Source organism: Paucibacter sp. TC2R-5 (assembly GCF_025717605.1).
Taxonomy (GTDB): domain Bacteria; phylum Pseudomonadota; class Gammaproteobacteria; order Burkholderiales; family Burkholderiaceae_C; genus Paucibacter_A; species Paucibacter_A albus.
This window is the reverse complement of sequence record NZ_JAJIRQ010000003.1, coordinates 342,867-362,651: the sequence shown is the minus strand read 5'-3', so window position 1 is coordinate 362,651 and position 19,785 is coordinate 342,867. Positions and strand designations below refer to the sequence as shown.

At 60.7% G+C, this 19,785-nt stretch carries 17 protein-coding genes; 12 read left to right on the top strand and 5 right to left on the bottom strand.

All coding sequences use genetic code 11. The features are described 5' to 3' along the window. Position 1: 1 nt before the first annotated feature. From LNV08_RS08600 to hppD, 3 genes are all read right to left on the bottom strand, one after another. A complete protein-coding gene (locus tag LNV08_RS08600; RefSeq protein ID WP_263533280.1) occupies positions 2-427 on the bottom strand; it encodes a hypothetical protein in 426 nt (141 codons plus the stop codon). A gap of 609 nt (positions 428-1,036) precedes the next feature. Next, the gene (locus LNV08_RS08595) at positions 1,037-1,582 is read right to left on the bottom strand and encodes a VOC family protein (RefSeq protein ID WP_263533279.1); all 546 of its coding nucleotides are present in this window, start codon (positions 1,580-1,582) and stop codon (positions 1,037-1,039) included. Positions 1,583-1,624: 42 nt separating this feature from the next. Next, the gene (gene hppD, locus LNV08_RS08590; RefSeq protein ID WP_263533278.1) at positions 1,625-2,662 is read right to left on the bottom strand and encodes a 4-hydroxyphenylpyruvate dioxygenase; all 1,038 of its coding nucleotides are present in this window, start codon (positions 2,660-2,662) and stop codon (positions 1,625-1,627) included. A gap of 120 nt (positions 2,663-2,782) precedes the next feature. On the opposite strand from hppD, the gene LNV08_RS08585 reads away from it, so the two are divergent. Both LNV08_RS08585 and LNV08_RS08580 read left to right on the top strand, forming a co-directional pair. Then, complete coding sequence (locus LNV08_RS08585) at positions 2,783-3,673, top strand: LysR family transcriptional regulator (RefSeq protein ID WP_263533277.1); 891 nt, start codon at positions 2,783-2,785, stop codon at positions 3,671-3,673. A gap of 41 nt (positions 3,674-3,714) precedes the next feature. After that, positions 3,715-4,107: a VOC family protein gene (locus tag LNV08_RS08580; protein ID WP_263533276.1), complete on the top strand. Its 393-nt coding sequence runs from the start codon at positions 3,715-3,717 to the stop codon at positions 4,105-4,107. 3 nt (positions 4,108-4,110) lie between these two features. Here LNV08_RS08580 and LNV08_RS08575 read toward each other — a convergent pair whose 3' ends face one another. After that, entirely contained in the window at positions 4,111-4,551 is a 441-nt protein-coding gene (locus LNV08_RS08575) for a GyrI-like domain-containing protein (RefSeq protein WP_263533275.1), read from the bottom strand. A gap of 331 nt (positions 4,552-4,882) precedes the next feature. Between LNV08_RS08575 and LNV08_RS08570 the strand changes: the two genes are divergently transcribed. Further along, positions 4,883-5,155, top strand: coding sequence for a hypothetical protein (locus LNV08_RS08570; protein ID WP_263533274.1), 273 nt, complete (start codon positions 4,883-4,885; stop codon positions 5,153-5,155). A 12-nt stretch (positions 5,156-5,167) separates the two neighbouring features. On the opposite strand, the gene LNV08_RS08565 is transcribed toward LNV08_RS08570, so the two are convergent. After that, positions 5,168-6,745 carry a methyl-accepting chemotaxis protein gene (locus tag LNV08_RS08565; protein ID WP_263533273.1) on the bottom strand — a complete coding sequence of 526 codons (1,578 nt, stop codon included), beginning with the start codon at positions 6,743-6,745 and terminating at the stop codon, positions 5,168-5,170. A 269-nt stretch (positions 6,746-7,014) separates the two neighbouring features. On the opposite strand from LNV08_RS08565, the gene LNV08_RS08560 reads away from it, so the two are divergent. The 9 genes from LNV08_RS08560 (at position 7,015) to LNV08_RS08520 (ending at position 19,785) form a co-directional block, all read left to right on the top strand. After that, a complete protein-coding gene (locus LNV08_RS08560) occupies positions 7,015-8,070 on the top strand; it encodes an alkene reductase (RefSeq protein WP_263533272.1) in 1,056 nt (351 codons plus the stop codon). A 122-nt stretch (positions 8,071-8,192) separates the two neighbouring features. Then, positions 8,193-10,250: a M13 family metallopeptidase gene (locus LNV08_RS08555; protein ID WP_263533271.1), complete on the top strand. Its 2,058-nt coding sequence runs from the start codon at positions 8,193-8,195 to the stop codon at positions 10,248-10,250. Between the two features lie 16 nt (positions 10,251-10,266). After that, on the top strand, positions 10,267-11,715 hold the full coding sequence (locus LNV08_RS08550; RefSeq protein WP_263533270.1) for a PDZ domain-containing protein: 1,449 nt from the start codon (positions 10,267-10,269) through the stop codon (positions 11,713-11,715). An 843-nt stretch (positions 11,716-12,558) separates the two neighbouring features. After that, complete coding sequence (locus tag LNV08_RS08545) at positions 12,559-14,085, top strand: methyl-accepting chemotaxis protein (protein ID WP_263533269.1); 1,527 nt, start codon at positions 12,559-12,561, stop codon at positions 14,083-14,085. A gap of 156 nt (positions 14,086-14,241) precedes the next feature. Continuing rightward, complete coding sequence (locus LNV08_RS08540) at positions 14,242-15,585, top strand: hypothetical protein (RefSeq protein WP_263533268.1); 1,344 nt, start codon at positions 14,242-14,244, stop codon at positions 15,583-15,585. A gap of 14 nt (positions 15,586-15,599) precedes the next feature. Beyond that, positions 15,600-16,034 carry a phosphate ABC transporter substrate-binding protein gene (locus LNV08_RS08535; protein WP_263533267.1) on the top strand — a complete coding sequence of 145 codons (435 nt, stop codon included), beginning with the start codon at positions 15,600-15,602 and terminating at the stop codon, positions 16,032-16,034. 64 nt (positions 16,035-16,098) lie between these two features. Further along, positions 16,099-17,448, top strand: coding sequence for a hypothetical protein (locus LNV08_RS08530; RefSeq protein ID WP_263533266.1), 1,350 nt, complete (start codon positions 16,099-16,101; stop codon positions 17,446-17,448). Positions 17,449-17,450: 2 nt separating this feature from the next. Next, the gene (locus LNV08_RS08525; RefSeq protein WP_263533265.1) at positions 17,451-17,876 is read left to right on the top strand and encodes a hypothetical protein; all 426 of its coding nucleotides are present in this window, start codon (positions 17,451-17,453) and stop codon (positions 17,874-17,876) included. Positions 17,877-18,021: 145 nt separating this feature from the next. Continuing rightward, positions 18,022-19,785, top strand: a complete 1,764-nt coding sequence (locus LNV08_RS08520; RefSeq protein ID WP_263533264.1) for a putative bifunctional diguanylate cyclase/phosphodiesterase — start codon at positions 18,022-18,024, stop codon at positions 19,783-19,785.

Below are 19,785 nucleotides of genomic sequence, written 5' to 3'. Positions count from 1 at the left end.
ATCAGTCGCTCTTTTTAGGGCGGCCAGTCTTGATCGGTGTCAGCGCCGTCAAAATCGCAGCCAACTGCTTGTCGGTCAAGGCCATCAAGGCTTGCAGACCGGCACGCAGCAGCTCGCTCTTCTTGGTCGAGCGCTTGAAGCCGATGGCGCGGTCCTTCAGGCGTGTGATCAGTTCGAAATCGGCGCGCGGCATGGTGAAGCTGTCGCGCACGAGCTTGAGCTTGGGCTTGGCTTCGATTTGCACCGCAGGCTTGGCCGTGGCGGCTTTGAGTTCAGTTTTGGCCGCTGCTTTGGTAGCAGTCTTGGGTGCTGCTGCTGCTTTGCTGGCGACTGGCTTCGCAGCGACAGGCTTGGCGGCAGCCGTGGCCTTGGCCGCTGGCTTGGCGGCGACCTTTGATGCAAGCTTTGGTGCTGCTGCAGCAGCCACGACGGCTTTCGCGGGTGCTTCAGGGGCAGCCTTCGCTGGGGCTTTGACGGGTGCCTTCACCGCTGATTTCAGCGCTGACTTTGCGGCTGTAGTGGCGGCTGTAGTGGCGGCTGTAGTGGCAGCTGCAGTTGCAGGTGTTTTCGCAGGTGCTTTTGCAGGCTTTGGCGCTGCTGCTTTGACTGCGGCTGCCTTCACGAAGGGCGTGGCGGCTGTCTTGGCGACGGCTTTTGCTGCGGGCTTAACAGCAGGCTTGGCTGCATCGGCAAGGCGCGGAACTGGCCATGCGGCCGGCTTAGCAGCCGCCTTGGCGGCGCGTTTGACTGCCGGCAGGGCAGGGCTTGTTTCGGCGGGCTTGGCCACGGCGGCGACAGCGGCTGGGGTGGCCGGGGCCGTTGCAGCCACGACGGACGCTGCTGGAACTGCGCTAGTGGCCTGATCAACAGCTTCGTGAGCAGTTTCAGTGACGTCTGCGGACAGCTTGTTTTGCATGGTACTCCTCTTGGTAAATCGTATAAACAATTTACATCTTAATCGCAGTGGGCAGCTTGGGCAAGCCGCGCCGCTGCGGTGAGTTGGCTTGAGGAGTTTGGGCGCGCCGCGCCGCCGCGTCTATTCGCTGGTCTGAGCGAACTCTTTCTCATGCAGCCAAGCCGCATGTTTGACCGCCCGGTGGGTGCGGCCCCATTCCTCGATCATGGCGGGAGCCAGCTCGCGCAGGCGCTCCAGCTGACCGGGCTTGACCGTGTTGGCCGCCAGCTCGATGCGGTGGCCGTTCGGGTCGTGCAGATAGATGGACTGGAAAATCTCGTGATTGGTCGGGCCCAATACATCAACCCCCATGGCCACCAGCTTGGCTTTGCAACGCTCCAAGGTCGCTACATCTTCGACCTGGAAGGCGAGATGTTGGACCCAGGCGGGGGTGTTCTCATCGCGGCCTTGCGCCGGTGAGTCCGGCAGTTCGAAGAAGGCCAGCACATTGCCCCGGCCCGCATCCAGAAAGATATGCATATAGGGGTTGGGCTCTTTGGTCGAGGGCACATGGTCCTCGGAGATGGCCAGCATCAGGTCCATATCGAGCGCGTCTTTGTAGAAGCGAATAGTTTCTTGCACGTCGCGGCAGCGGTAGGCGACGTGGTGAATGCCTTGAACCAACATGGTGTTGCTCTCCTGCTAGCTAGATGTGTATTTAAGCGGCAATCAGATCACGCCGCGGCGTTCCTGGTCCTTCTCCAGTGAGCGGAACAGCGCACCGAAATTGCCCTCGCCAAAGCCCAGGTTGTTGCAGCGCTGGATGATCTCGATGAAGATCGGGCCGATGATATTTTTGGTGAAGATCTGCAGCAGATAACCCTGTTCATCGCCGTCGATCAGCACTTGGTGCGCTTGCAGGCGCTTGTGATCTTCGCGCACGCCGGCCACCCGCTCGAACACCTCGGCGTAGTAGTCATCATCAATTTCCAGGGTTTCAATACCGCTGCCTTCCAACTGGTCCAGCGAGCTCAGGATGTCATGGGTGCTGAAGGCCAGATGCTGCACGCCCGGGCCCTTGTACTCGCGCAGGTACTCGGCGATCTGGTCCTTATCGTCCTTGGGCTGGTTGATCGGGATGCAGAACGAGCCGTCGGGCGAGCGCAGCGCGAAGCTGGTCAGGCCGGTCTTGGCGCCTTGGATGTCGAAGTAGCGTACTTCCGTGAAGCCGAAGATGCTTTTGTAGAAATTAGCCCATTTGTCCTGCTCGCCGGGCGGCACATTGTTGGTCAGGTGATCGACGGCCAAAAAGCCCTTGTCTGGCTGAATCAAGGGCGCGTCCAGTGCCACAAAGTCGCGCTCGTAAATCGACTGCCCGTTGGCGGTGGGCTCGACAAAATAGATGATGCTTTCGCCAATGCCCCAGACGGCGGGGTAGGCGTGATCTTTCATCGCCTCGGGTACGGCGACGGCGCCGCGCGCCACGGCGGCCTGCAGCGCAGCCTGCGCGTTCTTCACGCGCCAACCCATAGCGCTGATGGCCGGCCCATGTTGGCGGGCGAACTGGGCGGAGTGGCCATTGCGCTCGCCATTGAGCAAAAAGTGAATATCGTTCTGGCGGTAGTAACTGATGGCCTTGGCCGGATGGCGGCGCAGCTTAGAGAAACCAAAAGCCCAAAACAGGCCGTCCAGATGTTTCAGCGACGGGCCACAAAACTCGGTGAATTCAATGCCGGTCAGGCCGACTGGGTTGCTCTCGTTGTTCATGATGTCTCCGACTGGGTTGCTCGTTAGCCCTGCGTGCTGCAGGATTGAGCGCAATTTTTATGGGCTTTAGCCAACAAGAAAAGCGAAAATATTTGCGAGACTTGATCAATAATTTCGAACATGAAATTGGATCTTGAAGCGCTCGCTGCACTCGACGCGGTCGTCAGCCACGGCAGCTTTGCGCGTGCCGCTGAAAGCTTGCACAAGGTCACTTCGGCCGTCAGCTATCAGGTGAAAAAGTTGGAAGAGCAACTGAGCTTGACGCTGCTGGACCGCAGCGCCTACCGGGTCAAGCTGACCCCGGCCGGTGAGGCGGTGCTGGCCGAGGGCCGGCGCTTGCTGCGCCAGGCCTATCAGCTTGAGGCCTTGGCGCAGCAGTTGGCCAGCGGCTGGGAGGCGAGGCTCCTGGTGGTGGTGGACGGCATCCTGCCGCTGGCCGATACCTTGCAGGCGCTCAAAACGCTGGCCGACGAGGGCGTGCCGACGCGGGTGCAACTGAAGATCGAGTTCTTGCGCGGTGTTCAGTACCGCTTCGAGAAAGAGCAGGCCGATCTGATGCTGGTCAAGGCTTACGAGCCTTCCAATCAAATGCAGGCCGAGCCTTTGAAGGAAATCGAGTGTGTCTTGTGCGTGGCGCCGACCCATGCTTTGGCGCTGCTCAGCGGCCCGGTCAGCCTGGATGATTTGCAGGCCCATGTCGAGCTGAGCGTACAAGACAGCAGCGAGCGGGGCGGCCATGATGGCGCGGGCGATAGCCGCCGCTTTGGCGGCGAGCGGGTGTTTTATTTGTCCGGCTTTGTCGCCAAACGCCAGGCCTTGCTGATGGGCATGGGTTTTGGCTGGATGCCGCGCTACCTCGTCGATGAAGCCTTGGCTGCCGGGCAATTGCTGGAGTTGGCCTACGCTGGCGGCTCACGCTTTCGCTTCACGCCCTGGCTGGTGCAAAGTCTGGATCGACCCGCCGGGCGGGCAAGGCAGCGCTTGATGCAGTTGTTGGCGGGCTCAAGCTGAGATTCTTCTACATCTTTCTACGAGTGCAGGACGGGACGCAAGTGATTTCACATATCTATCTGGGTGTGGCTGACTTTGAACGCAGCCTGGCTTTTTACGCGCCGCTGATGGCCGAATTGGGGCTGCTGCAAAAGTTCAGCGACCCGGTCAATGCTTGGGCTGCTTGGGTGGCGCCGGATGCTCCCAGGCCCTTGTTCCTGATCGGCAAGCCCTATGACGGCGGGCCGGCAGCGCCGGGCAATGGTCAGATGGTGGCGCTGCTGGCCGCCTCGCGGGCGAGCGTGGACCGCGCCTACGCCATGGCCATGGCGCAGGGCGGGCAATGCGAGGGGGCTCCTGGCTTGCGCCCGCATTACCACCCCGACTATTACGGGGCCTACTTCCGCGACCTAGACCGCAACAAGATTTGCATCTGCTGCCACCAGCCGGCTTAGGCTTCAGGCCTTCAAGCCAATGCAGATTTGCGCGTGGTCCAGGCCCAGATAACGCTCGAAATCATGGCCATAAGCGCGCGCCGGTGCGTCGGGCTGGGCAAAATGGGCCCAGACCTGCCCCCAGCCCGCGATCAAGGCGCCCGGCATCGGGCCTTTGCAATCGAACACCAGGTATTCACCGGCAGGAATGTTGACGCTTCGCTCACCTGCGCTTGGCGCTTCGGCCCGTTTGACGCCGGCCATCACCGAGTATTCGCCCAGATGGCGGTCTGCGTAGTCGAAATAGACGCCAAAGACCTGGCTCAAGTCGGTGCCCAAGCCACTGGCGGCAAATTCTTGCCAAAGCGGGCCAATGCGGCCGGTCAGCGGATTGAATTCGGCGGCGTTGCTGGTACGGCAACTCGGGCCTTGGACCTGGAAGCTGGCTATTTTTTCGCGTTGCATGAGGTGCGTCCTTGTTCAATGAAAGAGGTCAAAGCTCTCGCCTTGATGTGGCAGCAGTGAGTGTAGATGGGCCGTCAGCAGTGACGAGCTTGCAGGGTGCGCAGGGTGTGCCGCTGCCTCAATTCATGAAGTTTTCACGCGCTGCCCGGTTAACTTAGGCGCGCCAGGGTTGACCCCCTTGCCTGCCGGCCGATGAATCCTCTACAAGCCTGTTGTTGCCCAAACAAGGCAGCCCACAACAATAAGACATCAGAAGATTTACAGGGAGTCAAAGAAGAAGCACCAGTCGGCTCTAGCCTGGCTGCGACAGCTTGATCGAGGAGAGACCCAATTGCGATTGGATCTTGATGAGGAAACAGGCCGCGAAGCGGTGGCGCGCGCGGCCTTGCGCACGCTCTTCTTCGCCCCAAAACTGGAACGCGCCGTGGTGCTGGCCGAGCCTGATGGTACGGTTCTTGTGCGGGGCGAGAGCCGGCAGCTCGAGTTCTCGATTGGCGTGCAACTGCATCCCTTGCAGATGCCCGCCCTGTGCGAGCGCCTGCGCCAACTCGGAGTCGCCGTGTTTGCGCCCGAATCGGACTACGCCAAATCCTTGGCGGCCTAGCTTTTTTGCAAGCTAATTGCCCAACTGACCGAGCTTGAAGATGCCGACCACGGCGGCAAGGTGGGCGGCCTGATGCTTCAGGCTTTCGGCGGCGGCGGCACTTTGTTCGACCAGCGCGGCGTTTTGCTGCGTCGAGAGGTCGAGCTGCGTCACGGCCGCGCTGACTTGGCCAATGCCGCTGGTCTGCTCCAGCGTTGACGCGCTGATCTCGCCTATCAGCACCGACACGCGCTGCACCTGCGACACGATGTCTTCCATGGATGCGCCGGCTTCTCCGACCAGTCTGGAGCCTACTTCCACCTTGTCCACGCTGCTGCCAATCAAGGCCTTGATCTCTTTGGCTGCTTCGGCGCTGCGCTGTGCCAAGCTGCGCACCTCGCTCGCCACGACCGCGAAGCCCCGGCCTTGCTCGCCGGCGCGCGCGGCCTCTACCGCCGCGTTCAGCGCCAAGATATTGGTCTGAAAGGCAATGCCGTCGATGACGCCGATGATGTCGCCGATCTTTTTAGAGCTGGTGGTGATGTCGTCCATGGTCGCGACCACACGGCCAACCACCAGCCCGCCTCGTTCGGCAGCGGCGCTGGCCGAGCTGGCGAGCAGCGTGGCCTGACGAGCGGTTTCGGCATTCGCCTTCACGGCCGCATTCATCTCCTCCATCGAGGCGGCCGTCTGCTGCACATTGTTGGCCTGCTCTTCGGTGCGCTGCGACAGATCCAGATTGCCGCTGGCGATCTGGACAGAGCCGGTGGCGATCGAGTCCGAGGCGCTGCGGACCTGCCCCACCACGCGCGCCAAGCTGGCCTGCATGGCCGCCAAAGAAGCCAGCACACTGCCCGCCGGCGCTACCGCTGCGCCTTCCACCATGCTCAGATCCCCTTCGGAGACGCGCCTTGCGGCGTCGCCCAAGGTGGTGGGTTCCGCGCCGAGTTGCCTGACGATGCTGCGTGAGATCAGCAGGGCCAAGCCGATGCCGCCCGCCAGCGCCAAGGCCAGCGCGGTCAACATCACCGCACGGAAGCTGTTGGCCTGCGCAGAGGCCAGCTTGCTCTTTTCCTGAATACGGGTTTCTTCGAAATCAATCAGCTTGTTGATGGCGGCCAACCACTGCACATATTGCGGCTTGGCCTGCGACCATGCCAGCGTCTGCGCGCCGGCCGCGTCGCCCTTGTCCAGCGAGAGGATGACGGCCTGTGTGGTGGCCACCGATTGGCGCTCAATGTCCTTGATGGCGCCGTACAGCCGGCCCAATTGCTCGGCATCGCCGGCGCTGCCGATCAGCTTTTCCAGCGGACCAGCGGAGTCGGCGTAGAACTTGGCGAGCGAGTCAATCGTCGCCACTTCTTTTTGGCGGTCGGCCGGGGTTTCGGCCAGCACGAGGTCGCGCGTGGCAATGGCACGGTCATGGGCGGAGCCGCGGAAGTTGATCGCGTAACGCTGTATCGCGCCATGTTCTTCGCTATTGGCGTGCAAGGCCGTTTGTATGGCCTGCACCTTGAACATCGCCAGCACCGTGACGATCGCCATCACGATCAGAATCAGGCCAAAACCCGCATTCAAGCGTTTGCCAACGGTCATGCGGGAAAAATCCATGGAATTCCTTGTTTGCTGCTTAAACTGCTCGGCACTCATTGAACCTCGGCCTGATGTTTCGGTCTGTGTGCTGGCGCACATAGGGCGGACTTGGCCTGTCCAGCAGTGCGGCTGGCGCCCATTTGAGACCTTACGTCCTTCATGTCGCATCCCGTGAAGCAGCGCGGCATGGCGGGGGAGGGCAGGGCCTTGCCGCGCAAAGCCCTCCGCCATGCGCCCGCGCCGGCTTGGTGTTATCTTGGTTGCACATAACTTCTTCGTCCAACACCATGCTGTTCTCCCCCTTGCAAGCCGGCGCGCTGAGCCTTCCCAATCGCATCCTGATGGCACCGCTGACCCGCGCGCGTGCCAGTCAGGGGCACCTGCCGAACGATTTGATGGCCGAGTATTACGCGCAGCGCGCCAGTGCCGGACTGATCGTGACCGAATGCACCATGATTGCCGCCGGCACCTCGGCCTTCGCCAGCGAGCCGGGCATCTACAACACCGAGCAGATCGAGGCTTGGAAGAAAGTCACCGCCGCAGTTCATGCCAAGGGTGGCCGCATCGTGCTGCAAATCTGGCATGCCGGCCGAGCCGCTCACCCGGCTCACAACCATGGAGCGCCTACGGTCTCTTCGAGCAGTGTGGCCCTCAGTGGCGAGGTGCATACGGCCGAAGGCAAGGTCGCCCAAGTCGCCCCGCGCGAGTTGCGAAGCGATGAAATTCCGGCTTTGGTGCAAGCCTTCGCCGATGCTGCCAAGAATGCGCTTGCGGCCGGCTTCGACGGCGTTGAGGTACATGGCGCCAACGGTTATCTGATCGACCAGTTTCTGCGTGACAGTGCCAATCAGCGCAGTGACGCGTATGGCGGCAGCATGGAAAACCGCGCGCGCTTTCTGTTTGAAGTGCTGACTGCCGTCTGTGCGGCCATTGGCTCGGAGCGTGTGGGTCTGCGCCTGTCGCCGCTCAACAGCTACAACGATATGAAGGACAGCGACCCGCTGGCCCTGATCGCCTTCTTGGCCGAACGCCTGAGCGCCTTTAACTTGGCCTATCTGCACCTGATGCGGGCCGACTTCTTCCAAGCGCAAACAGGTGATGTGATGACGCCGGCGCGGGCGTATTACAAGGGCGTACTGATCGGCAATATGGGATACAGCGGCGCCGAAGCCGAGCAGGCGATCAGCGCCGGCAAGCTCGACGCCGTGGCCTTCGGCACCGCCTTCCTGGCCAACCCCGATTTGCCTGCCCGGCTCAAGGCGGGTGCGAGCCTGAATGCGCCCGACTCCAGCACGTTTTACACCCCCGGCCCCAAGGGCTATACCGACTATCCGAGCTTGTAGGCCCGGCGCCGGCAAGGCCTAGCTTCGCCTTGCCGTGCGAGTTCGGGAATGTCCCATGATGAAAACTTTCGGCTCAAGCGCAGCTGGGCGTTAGCCTTGAGCTTTCTTTATTCATGCGCCCTATGAAATCCTTAGCCAAACTTCGACTCTTGCCCTGTCTGCTGATGCAGGCTGCTTTGTTGACGTCGACGGCCTACGCGGGCACGTCGGCGCCTTTGAGCGCCGGACTGGATGCCAGTGCCTTTGATGCCAGCGTGCGCCCGCAAGATGATTTGTTTCGCGCCGTCAATGGTCACTGGCTGGCGACCTACGAGCTGCCCGCCGACAAGGCGCGCGTCGGCAGCTTTATCCAGTTGCGGGATTTGTCGGACGAGCGCGTGCGCGTCATCGTCGAAGAACTGGTGGCCAAGCCTCTGGCGCGCAAGCCGGTGATAGGCAGCCTGGAGCAAAAGATTGCCGACACTTACGCGAGCTATCTCGACACGGACGCGATCGACCGCCTTGGCCTCAAGGCGATCGCGCCGCAGCTGGCGCGCCTGGATGCGGTCAAGGACCTGAACGAGCTGGCCCAGTGGCAGGGCGCGGTGCAAGGTCAGCTGTCTTTGCCGATCAACTTGAACGTGTCGGCCGATTACAAAGAGCCCACCATCAACCGGGTGTCGGCGTTCCAAGGCGGGCTGGGGCTGCCCGATCGCGACTACTACCTCAATGAAAAGAACGATGCCCGTCTAAGCAAGGCGTTTGCGGCCTATGCGCAATACCTGACGACGCTGGCCCGGCTCGCTGGCGAGGCCGAGCCCCAGGCTGCGGCACAGCGTGTTTTGGGCCTCGAGCAGGCCTTGGCGCAAGCGCACTGGGACCGCGTACAAAACCGCAACCCAGCCAAGCGCTACAACCCGATGAGCGTGGCCGAGCTGCAGGCCTTGGCGCCCGGCTTTGATTGGGCAGGCTTCATGCAGGCGGCCGGTTTGGGCGGTCAGACGCGCCTGTCCGTCGCCCAGCCCAGCACGGCCACGGCAACAGCCAAGCTCTATACCGAGCTGCCCTTGGCCGACTGGAAGCTGTACTTCAAGCTGCGCAGCCTGGACGCCGCCGCCGCCGTGCTGCCCAAGGAGTTCCGCGAGGCCCGATTTGCCTTCAGGGACCAGGCCTTGAGCGGCACTTCGGCCGAGATGCCGCGCTGGCAGCGCAGCATTGCCGAGCTGAACGGGGCTTTGGGCGAGGGTGTGGGCCAGCTCTATGTGGCGCGGCATTTTTCGCCCGAGCACAAGGCGCGCATGCAGGCCTTGGTGGCCAATCTCATGCAGGCTTACCGCGAGTCCATCGACGGCCTGGCCTGGATGAGCCCGGCCACCAAGGCCAGCGCGCAACAAAAGCTCGCCAAGTTCATCACCAAGATCGGCTACCCCGAACAGTGGCGCGATTACAGCGGTTTGAAGGTGATTGCCGGCGATGCGCTTGGCAATGCCGAGCGTGCGGCGGCGTTCCGCTGGCAGCGCCAAGTCGCCAAGGCCGGTAAGTCGGTGGACCGCAATGAGTGGGGTATGACGCCGCAGACGGTCAATGCGTCCTACAGCCCAAGCTTCAATGCGATCACTTTCCCGGCGGCGATTCTGCAGCCGCCGTTCTTCGACATCAATGCCGATGATGCGGTCAATTACGGCGCCATCGGCGCGGTGATCGGGCACGAGATCAGTCACGGCTTTGATGACAGCGGCAGCCAGTTTGACGGCGACGGCGCGCTGCGCAACTGGTGGGGCGAGGCAGACCGCAAGGCCTTTGAGGCGATCGCCGCCAAGCTAGCGGACCAGTTCGACGGCTACTCACCGATCCCGGGCAAGCAGGTCAATGGCAAGCTCACCTTGGGTGAAAACATCGCCGATTTGTCCGGCCTGCAGATTGCTTACAAGGCCTACAAGCATTCGCTGCAGGGCCAGCCGGCTGCAGTGATAGACGGGCGCAGTGGCGAACAACGTTTCTTCTATGGCTTCGCCCAGGTCTGGCGCGGCAAGACGCGGGATGAGCAAACGCTGCAGCAGTTGCTGTCCGACCCGCATTCCCCGGCCGAGTTCCGCGCCAATGGCACGCCGGTCAACCACGACGGCTTCCACGAAGCCTTCGCAACCAAGCCGGGCGACAAGATGTTCAAGCCCGAGGCCGAGCGGATTCGGATTTGGTAGAAGGTTCTTGCGAGCGATGATGAAAAGAAAAACCGCAATCGCGAGTTTGACCGCCGTGTTGGTGGCGACTTGCTTGGCCGCAGCCATGCCTGCGCGCAGCGCCGAGCTTGAGCAAACCGGCGCTGCAGGAGAGCTGTCCCGCAAGGGCGTGCTGGGCGTCGGCGCCAAGGCCTTGGACGATCTAACGGCCAAAACCCTGGGTGTGAACGTCGGTGATGGCTTGCTGATCACCTTGGTGCTTGCCGGCTCCAGCGCCGATCAAATGGGGTTCAAGGTGGGGGACTTGCTGCTATCGCTGAACGGGCACAAGTTTGCTCGTTTCGAGGATCTGGCCGCCTTCACCCGCAACTTGAGAGAAGGCTCGCCGCTGGAGGCGCTAACGCTGTCTGCCAGCGGCGAGCGCCAGATGCGGCAAGGGCTGGCCCAGGGCCGGCCGCTGGAAACCTCGGAATATGCGCAGGTCCGCTACGGCGCGGCGCCGGTGTCGCTCGGAACGCTGCGCACCATCAGCCACATCCCCAAGTCCGGCGCCAACAAGTCGGGCAAGCTGCCGACCATCTTTTGGCTGCAGGGCTATAGCTGCGACTCGCAGGAGTACCCGCCCAATTCGACGCATGCCGGCAAGCGCTTGATCGATGACTGGACGCGGGCTGGCTATGCGGTGTTTCGCGTCGAGCGCCCGAATATCGGCGACAGCCGCGCCAGCAAGGACTGCCGCGACATCGACTACGAGGAGGAGTTGGCGCTGCATCAGCAGGTCTATCGCCAGCTATTGAAGCAAGACTTTGTCGACCCCGCGCAGATATTCTTCTTCGGCCATTCGATGGGCAGCGTGACGGCGCCGCTGTTGGCGCAAGTGCATCAGCCCAAGGGCATCATGGTCTACGGCGTGGTGATGCGCTCTTGGTTGGAGTACTTCATCGACCATGCCCGCATTCAGTCAACCTATACAGGCAGCAGCCATGTCGAAGCCGAGGCCAAGCTGCGGGCAATGCTGCCGGTTTACTACGGTTGGTTGGAGCAGGGGCAGAGCCCGCAGCAGTTGAAGGCGCAGAACCTGGGCTGGCGACAACTGCTTGAAGCAGGTGGCAACGACATCAGCGATGGCGACTATATGTATGGTCGTAACTACAAGTTCTGGCAGCAGATGAACCAGCGCCCTATGGCGGCGGCCTGGAGCCAGGTCAGCGGCAAGGTCTTGGCCATGTATGGCGAGTTCGATCTGCAAGCCCTTCATGACCGCGACGCCAAAAGCATCGCCGCAGTGGTCAACGAGAGTCATCCGGGGCAGGGTAGCTATCTCCTGGTTCCTGGCACCGAGCATGCGTTCATCAAGGTTGGCTCTTATCAAGAGGCGGCGGCCTTGGCCGAGCCGGGCAAGATGCTGCCAGCGCTGCAAGAACGCTACAACCCGGAGTTGGGTCGCCTGACGGTGGAGTGGTTGGCGGCGGCCGTCAAACCTTGAAAAACTGCCACACCAACTTCAATAGGCCAGACGGCTGAACAGCGCATTAAAGGGCAGGGCGACGGTGTTCTTGATGTACGCCTTGGGGCCCTTCCACGGACATCACAGTGGCCGGCTGATCTACCTCTTTCTTGTGGCGCTGACGGAAAGCATGATGGCCATTGAGAAGCCAGAGGGGGCGGGGGGAGCAGTTGCGCTGAGGCGCCCCAGAGTTGGAGTAGAACTCCAAACCAGGGTGCCCAGTCGATCTGATTGCCCGCTGAATTTGGAAGTCAGCTTGGTCCCAATTGCTGTCGCCCATCGTGCGAGATCTCTCGACGCTGGAAAGCTGGCTGCAGTCGTTCGAATTTGGCAAGCCAATGACTGCTGCCTCCGACACCCGCCATTGAACATTGCCTTGGTCAAAAGTCAGCTTTACCTTCCGAAGCTGCCGATCCGCAAAATCCGAGGCACATGACCATCAGGGCGCGAAGTATTGTCTGATCCAACTACACCGTTCACAAGCCGCGATTAACTCCACCGGTTTGCTAAGGTAAGCGGTGTCCGCTTCCACAAGGCTTTGTTTCGTGCGCGACGCGATTTCTCAAAGCAGAGGGACCACAACGGTCGTAAGCGCCTAGCTTGTTCCAGTTCGGATCGAATCCTTGGACACAGGGAATTCTGCGGAGTAGGTCGATCGCTGCAAACGATGCAGTCATGCAAGGCTGTTTTGAAGCCAGAACGGCTTCTACGCCTGCCGGGATTGAATGGTCATGGTTTGGTCAAGCAGCGATCATGACGCCGCCGCCCCCGAAAACGACACTGCAGCCTTGTTAATTTCAACGGCAGCACAGTTGGTATCTCATGGGAATCAAACAACGGATATGGGCCTTGCCGGCGATAGCGGCCCTCATCTTTGCAATCAGCATCGGCATCATTCTGACCGTCTCCCACAAGACGTCTGAAACCATCAACAAGATGGGCAGAGATGCCTATCCGCATCTGACTGCCGCAACTCAGGCGCTGGCATTGTTGGACCCTATTTCGGTCGCGTTTCAAGCGGCGGTCAGCGAGACCGAACCGAAGCGGCTCGAAGACGCGGGCCGCTTGACGCAAGGCATGAATCAGAACCTGGAGCGCATCTCCCGGGTAACTGGTCGCGCGGATGCGGCTCAGAGTCTCTTGCTGGCAAGCAACGCATATGCCCGCGATGCGAACAACACCGCTTTGATCCTGCTCGGTAAGGCCGATGGCGAAGCAGCTAGCGCTGTGCCGCGCATGCAGACGAGCCTCAAGGCCCTGCGAACGGCTTTGGAGCAAGAAACCCAACTGGCACAGGAAGCCTTTGACCAGATGCTGATCGGTAGTCAACAAGGCGTGCAGTCGGTCAGCAAAGTCACCCTCATCAGCGCAGCATTTGTGCTGACCGCCCTGATGTTCGCCTCTTGGCGGATCATCTCCAGCGTCTGGGGTCAGCTTGGTGCGGAACCTGCCGAGGTTCGTGATGTCATGCAGGAAATAGCCGAGGGTGATTTGTCCCGCCACATCGAAGGCAAAGGCGAATCAGGCAACGACTTGTTGAGTGCTATCTGCGTCATGTCCTATAGCCTTCGCGATATGGTCGATCAAGTCCGCGACGGCGCCGGCGAAATTGCCTACGCGGCGCGCGAGATTGCCGCCGGTAATCTGGACCTCTCCAAACGAACCGAAGCTCAAGCAAGTGCGGTCGAAGTGACCACCCAGACCATGCAACTACTGACCGACTCGGTGCGGCACAACGCGGCCAACGCCAGACAAGCCACCCGGAATGCTGCAAATGCCTGCGAGGAAGCGGAGCGTGGCGGTGAGGCGGTTCGGGAAGCCATCGTTTCGATGCAGCAGATCACCGAATCATCCAAAAAGATTTCCGAGATAACCGGCGTCATCGACGGCATCGCATTCCAGACCAATATCCTCGCGCTGAACGCGTCGATCGAAGCGGCGCGCGCCGGCGAGCATGGCCGGGGCTTCGCAGTGGTCGCCGGAGAAGTGCGCCGCCTGGCTCACCGGGCCGCCGAGGCTGCCAAAGAAATTGCTGGTTTGATTGATGCCTCGGCGCAACATGTCTCACACGGCACAGCCAAAGTGAATTTGGCCGGCAGCACGATGCAAAGCGCTGTGCAATCGGTCAGTTCAGTGGCCACCTTGATCACCGAGATTGCCCAGGCCAGTAACGAACAAGCCGAGCGCATCACTGAGGCTGGAACCGCCATTTCAGGCATTGATGACAGCACCCGGCAAAACAGTGCCCTGGTTGAGCAAGCAGCCGCAGCAGCCGCAAGCCTGGAGCAACAAACGCAAAGGCTGGCGGCACTGACCCAACGATTCCAGACGGGCAACGAGCCCTCCTAGCCCTCACCGCCAGACCGCAGCTCTGCGATCTCTGGCAAACCCAATCCAACAGCTGCGCTGCCCTTCACCAGAAGTCGGGCAGAGCGTGTCGTCGCCTATTTGCATGGTGGGCAAGTCGGCGCATGCAAATTTCCTCCCGCCTAGAAAGTCCATTCAATGAAGTTTTTTCACCGTCGTAATCTGACAGCTTTGGCTGCCGCCATTGCCTGCTCGGCCACCGTCCATGCCGAGATTTCCAACGAAAGCAAAACGCTTGTGCTGTCAGGCTTTGGCACCTTGTCTGCCGTCCAAACCGACAACGCCAACATTCAGTTCCGCTCCGACAACCGCTTGCCCAGCGGCACGGCGAACAGCCATGAATTCGACAACGACAGCAAGCTCGGTGTTCAACTCAGCTACCGCCCTACCGAAAAATTGCAGGCCGTCGTGCAACTGCTGTCGCGCCGCAATGAAGAAAACAGCTTTAAGCCTTCGATCGACTGGGCTTACCTGGCCTATAAGCCGATGAGTACCTTGACGGTTCGTGCCGGCCGCTTTGTCGCTCCGGTGCTGATGGGTTCGGACTATCGCAATGTGGGCTACGCCAATATCTGGGTGCGCCCACCCACCGATGTATACAACTCAGCGACCATCAACAATGTCGACGGCCTTGATGCCATCTACCGCGGTGAACTGGGCCCGTTTTCATACAGCGCGCAAGCCTACTTCGGCACTTATGACCTGAAGTTTGCAGGCGGCTCGGGCATCAAGTTCAACCGCATGGGCGGGCTGAACCTGACCGCTGAACTGGGCAGCTGGACCTTCCGCGCCAGCCACATGGACGCGCGGCACACCAACTATCAGGCCGACGGCCAAGTAGCCCCTTCCACGCTGTTTGCAGTCAGCGAGCCCAGCACCGGCCGTGGCTTCCGACTCAACCCGGCCGGCGCCACTTGCAATGCTGGCCTACAAGCCAACGCAGGCTGCAGCGCCCTGTTCGCGAGCTTTGATGATGTTTTCAGCGCCGTGCGCCGCGACCACAAGCCTTTCAACATCACCGACCTGGGCCTGGCCTACGACAACGGCAAAGTCGTTGTGCAAGCCGAGTACATGATGCGCAAGTCTGACTCCGCGCTTTCGGATTCCGACGCCTACTACGTGACTGCTGGCTACCGCATCGGCAAGCTGCTGCCTTATGTGACTTACTCGGGCAGCAAGACGGATACCCGCCGGCTCACCTTGACGCCTAGCGCCGCGATTGCAGGCAAGTTCACCAATGGCGCGCCCTATGTGCAAACCTCGAATACGGACAACAACACCTTGTCCCTGGGCTTGCGCGTCGACGTCGCGGCTTCGGTCGCCTTGAAGTTCCAGCTTGACCGCTACACGCCAAACACCAACAGCTTCGGTGCCACCGATGCGCAAACCATGAGCCGGGTGAACGGCGTGCTCGCCACACCTATGTCTACTTCCGTCGGCTCCGTCAAGTTGGCGACCGTGGCGCTTGACTTCGTCTTCTGAGGAGCGCCATCAACATGTTCAGCTTTAACAAAACTACTGCCGCCCTGACGCTCGCCCTGCTGTCATGCTTGCCATCGATCTCTTTGGCTGCAGACTGGGTGCTTGTCGCCAATGCCAAGAGCAGCATCAATAAACTAGATGCTGATGCTGTAGGCAACCTCTATCTCGGCAAGAGTACCGACCTGCCGGGTGTTGGCTCCGTCGCTGTCTTGGATCTGCCCGAAGGCAGCACCACCCGGGACAGCTTCTATCAAGACGTCACCAAGAAAGACGCCAGTGCGCTGAAGGCCTATTGGGCCCGCATGATCTTCACCGGCAAGGGCCAGCCGCCCCGCGCGATGGACAGTGCCGCCGCGGTGAAGAAGGCCGTGGCGGCCAACCCTTCGGCCGTTGGCTACATCGAGAAATCGGCCGTTGACGCCAGCGTCAAGGTATTGCTGGCTCTGTAAGGGCGTAACCCGAGGCGGCGCCTGAACGGTGCCGCCCAACATCTTTGGCCGATATTCCGACACCATGAGCCTCTTGGCAATCATCACTACCTTGAACGGACTGAGAAAGCCCTTGCTGGTGGCCTCGGCCTGCTTATTGGGCGGCGCTGCGCTTGCCGACGTCGAGGACAGTAATGCCGCCTTCTCCTTGGCGACCTTTGGGACCCTGTCCATGGTCCGGGTCGACAGCGGGGGGGCTACTTTTCTGCCCTTCGGCAACCAGCCCTCCGGTGCTAAAAGCGCTTGGACCAGCGGTCTTGACTCCATGCTGGCCGTGCAGGCCCGTTACAACTTCCTGCCCAGCGCCACGGCTACCCTGCAACTGACCGCCAGGCGGGATGACCAGAACAACTATCGGCCCGATATTGACTGGGCCTACCTCAGCTACCAGCCCAGTGCCGGACTCAACCTGCGCGCCGGGCGCTTTGTCGCGCCCTTGTTTGCGGCCTCGGACACCCGCCTGGTGGGCTATGCCAACTTATGGGTCCGGCCGCCCGTGGACGTATACACCTTGGCGCTGAACGGGGTCGACGGCGCTGATCTGATCTGGCGCCAGGCTTGGGCCGGTAATGCTTTTTTGACACAAATCTGGGGCGGTAGCAGCCGACAGCAGTTCCCGCGCAAAGGCGCGGTCGGGCTCACCAATCAAGCGGTTGAGTATGACAAGATGTTGGGCCTGAATCTCAGCCTGCAAAGAGACGGGCTGGGCTTGCGTCTGGCGCATATGCGTGCGCGCCAGACTTTTATCACCACCCAAGGCCTGCCCGAACGGGGCCTCAGCATATTTGGCGATAGCCAGCTGGCCTGCATGTCCAAGGCCAATAGCGCGCGCACGCCCCTGCTCTGCCGCGGCCTGTACACCGGTTTTGCGGAACTGGAACAAGGATACGACGTCAATCAGGCCCTCTTTCGTTTTAGCAGCGCCGGCGTGAGCTATGAACGAGGCCCTTGGCGTTTAAGCAGCGAGGCCATCTGGCTGCACCATCATTCGCGCGTTGCCAACAGCCGCGCCGCTTACATCACCCTGGCCCGAAGCTTTGAGCAACTGACGCCCTACATCACTTGGTCTTGGCACCGGGCGGGGAGCAAAACCTTCGAGGCCGCAGTCAAGCCTGAGTATGAAACCCTGGTCAAGCCCAATTTGAAGGTCTACCGACCGGCCGGCTCCGAAGGGCCCGAACAAGACAGCCAAAGCCTGGGTCTACGCTGGGACGCGATGCCCGGACTTGCGTTCAAGGCACAGATCGACCGCATGAGGCCACTGGGCCAGGGCAATGGCGTGAGCTCCTTGAACCGTGTCGGCCTTGTGGGCCGCAATCTGAGCAGCAGCCCGGCCATCCATGTCTACAACCTCAGCATGGACTTCGCGTACTGACCATGAAACGCCTTCACCTGCTTGTCTCTGTTGTCTGTGTTTGGATGAGCTGCACGGTCCAGGCTCAGCCCACAAGTTTTGTGGTCGTGGTCGGGCAGCAAAGCACCCGTACCAAACTGAGTTCGCATGACATCAGCAACGTCTTTCTGGGGCGCGTGGAAAGCCTACCAGGCAGCGGCGACATCAGGCCGATTGAGCTGAAGGGCGAGGACGAACTTCGCCTGAGCTTTCACGACGAGATGACCGGCATGTCCGAACACAAACTGCGCTCACATTGGGCAGCCATGGTGTTCACCGGCAAGGCCAAACCGCCGCTGAAATGCGCCTCGCTTGATAGCCTGAAAGCTCGCTTGAGAGAGGACGCACAAGCAATTGCCTATATCCGGCGGCAAGACTTGGACGCCTCTCTGAAGCAAGTCTTCCCTTGAGTTTCGCCACACCCCGGAGATTGCCCCTGGGCGCTCTTCTGCACCCCTGCTCGAGCAAATGCTATTCATGACCCACACCACTACGAACCGAAACGGACTCAGTTCAAACTTGCATTCCGCGCCAAGCAGAGAGCTTGCAGGGCTGGTGCTGGCCCTCTTTGGCATGCTGATGCTGCTGGGCTTGGTGCAATATCACGGGCTCAGAGCCAGCATACTGGCGGACTTGGGCTCGTCGGCAGAATTGATCGCGCAGAACACCAGCTATGCCATCGTGATCGAGAACGACACCGAAGCGCATGAATTGCTGACCGCATTGGCTACCTCCAGCAATCTGCGACAAGCTCGACTTGAAAGCCTGGATGGGCGGCTACTGGCCGTTTACGCCGGGGGGTCGACTCATTGGAGTCATAGCCTGGTGCTGCTGAAAGTCTCGCGCCCAGTGCTGGCCTTTGGCAAGCCCGTTGGGAATTTGATCTTGACCGGCTCTTCACAAAAGTTGCTCATCTGGACCGCAGTCTTTCTCGGCGTCGGGTGCTTGGCCATTTTTGGCGCCTGGTTGGCATCCTGGTTCTCGGCCAAGCGAGCGGCCAAGACGGCCCGACAGGCCCAACAAAGTCTGGCCTGGATGTCCCGGCATGACCCATTGACCGGCTGCGCCAATCGCGAGGAGCTGCGGGCACATTTGCGCGAGCTTCAGCGCAGGGCTGAGGGCATGTCCGCTCTGTATCTGATTGACCTGGATGACTTTGGCGTCATCAACGCTGCCTACGGCGCGCAACAAGGCGACGTCATCTTGCGCGTGATCGCACAGCGCCTGCAGCACTTGCTGGGCTCAGCAGACTGCTTGGCTCGACTCAGTGCCGACGAATTTGCCTTGTCCCTGACGCAGGGTGATGAACCAGGCTTCGCCAACTTCAGCAGAAAAATCCAGGCGGTACTGAGAGAGCCCATCTTCATTGGCAACATTGCCTTGAGGCCTACGGCCTGTATTGGCATGGCGTTGCTGCCGGTCGATGGCGCAGATGAAGACAGTGCGATCCGGGCCGCCAGCGCAGCCTTGAGCGCGGCCCGATTGGCTGGGCATGGTGGTTTCTCGCGCTATGCGCAAGCCCATGACAGGGAAATGCGCGAACGCGCCGAACTTGCCGAGGCTTTGCGGCAGGCCTTGGCCAAGGCAGAGTTTCACCTGCATTACCAGCCTATCTATTCGATACACGACCAGTCTTTGTGCGGCGCCGAAGCCTTGCTTCGCTGGCACCACCCCACACGCGGCATGATCTCGCCGGAGCGATTCATCCCGATCGCAGAAAGCGCAGGCTTGATCGAAGAAATCGGCCTGCAAGTACTCGGCCTGGTTCACAAGAATCGCCTTGAATGGCTTAGTCGTGGCCTCAAGGTGCCGCCCATCGCCATCAATCTGAGCTCCTTGCAGTTCTTGCGTGAGCAATCGAAAGACACTTTTATCCAGCGTCTGCGCGACTTGGAGCTTGGGCCCGAAGCCTTGGAAATCGAACTGACTGAGCGCGCGGCCTTCGAGGAAATAGAGGCCGAAGACTCCATCATCAATCGGCTCAAAAGCCTGGGCTATTGCCTGTCGCTGGATGACTTTGGCACTGGCTACAGCTCGCTCAGCTACCTCCACCGCATCAACTGTGACAAACTTAAAATCGATCGGAGCTTTGTTCGCCGTATGGAGCAAGATCCCAGCGCCAGGCAATTGGTCAAGGCCATTGTTGAAGTGGCCCATGCGTTTCAGATGAAAACCGTTGCCGAGGGTGTGGAAACAGCGGGTGAGCTGGAGGCACTGCGCCAAGTAGGAAGCGATGCGGTGCAAGGTTATCTGCTGGATCGCCCGCTCGACGCCAACGGCTTCAGCACTAGGCTGAGCACCGGCCAAGCAAGCCGCTGA

Excerpts from the sequence above, each read along its gene's own strand:
- LNV08_RS08575 (WP_263533275.1), bottom strand. The coding sequence starts at position 4,551 with ATGCAACGCGAAAAAATAGCCAGCTTCCAGGTCCAAGGCCCGAGTTGC.
- LNV08_RS08560 (WP_263533272.1), top strand. The coding sequence starts at position 7,015 with ATGCTGTTCTCCCCCTTGCAAGCCGGCGCGCTGAGCCTTCCCAATCGC.
- LNV08_RS08530 (WP_263533266.1), top strand. The coding sequence starts at position 16,099 with ATGAGCCTCTTGGCAATCATCACTACCTTGAACGGACTGAGAAAGCCC.
- LNV08_RS08585 (WP_263533277.1), top strand. The coding sequence starts at position 2,783 with ATGAAATTGGATCTTGAAGCGCTCGCTGCACTCGACGCGGTCGTCAGC.
- LNV08_RS08565 (WP_263533273.1), bottom strand. The coding sequence starts at position 6,745 with ATGGATTTTTCCCGCATGACCGTTGGCAAACGCTTGAATGCGGGTTTT.
- LNV08_RS08525 (WP_263533265.1), top strand. The coding sequence starts at position 17,451 with ATGAAACGCCTTCACCTGCTTGTCTCTGTTGTCTGTGTTTGGATGAGC.
- LNV08_RS08595 (WP_263533279.1), bottom strand. The coding sequence starts at position 1,582 with ATGTTGGTTCAAGGCATTCACCACGTCGCCTACCGCTGCCGCGACGTG.
- LNV08_RS08540 (WP_263533268.1), top strand. The coding sequence starts at position 14,242 with ATGAAGTTTTTTCACCGTCGTAATCTGACAGCTTTGGCTGCCGCCATT.
- LNV08_RS08550 (WP_263533270.1), top strand. The coding sequence starts at position 10,267 with ATGATGAAAAGAAAAACCGCAATCGCGAGTTTGACCGCCGTGTTGGTG.
- LNV08_RS08555 (WP_263533271.1), top strand. The coding sequence starts at position 8,193 with ATGAAATCCTTAGCCAAACTTCGACTCTTGCCCTGTCTGCTGATGCAG.
- LNV08_RS08535 (WP_263533267.1), top strand. The coding sequence starts at position 15,600 with ATGTTCAGCTTTAACAAAACTACTGCCGCCCTGACGCTCGCCCTGCTG.
- LNV08_RS08545 (WP_263533269.1), top strand. The coding sequence starts at position 12,559 with ATGGGAATCAAACAACGGATATGGGCCTTGCCGGCGATAGCGGCCCTC.
- hppD (WP_263533278.1), bottom strand. The coding sequence starts at position 2,662 with ATGAACAACGAGAGCAACCCAGTCGGCCTGACCGGCATTGAATTCACC.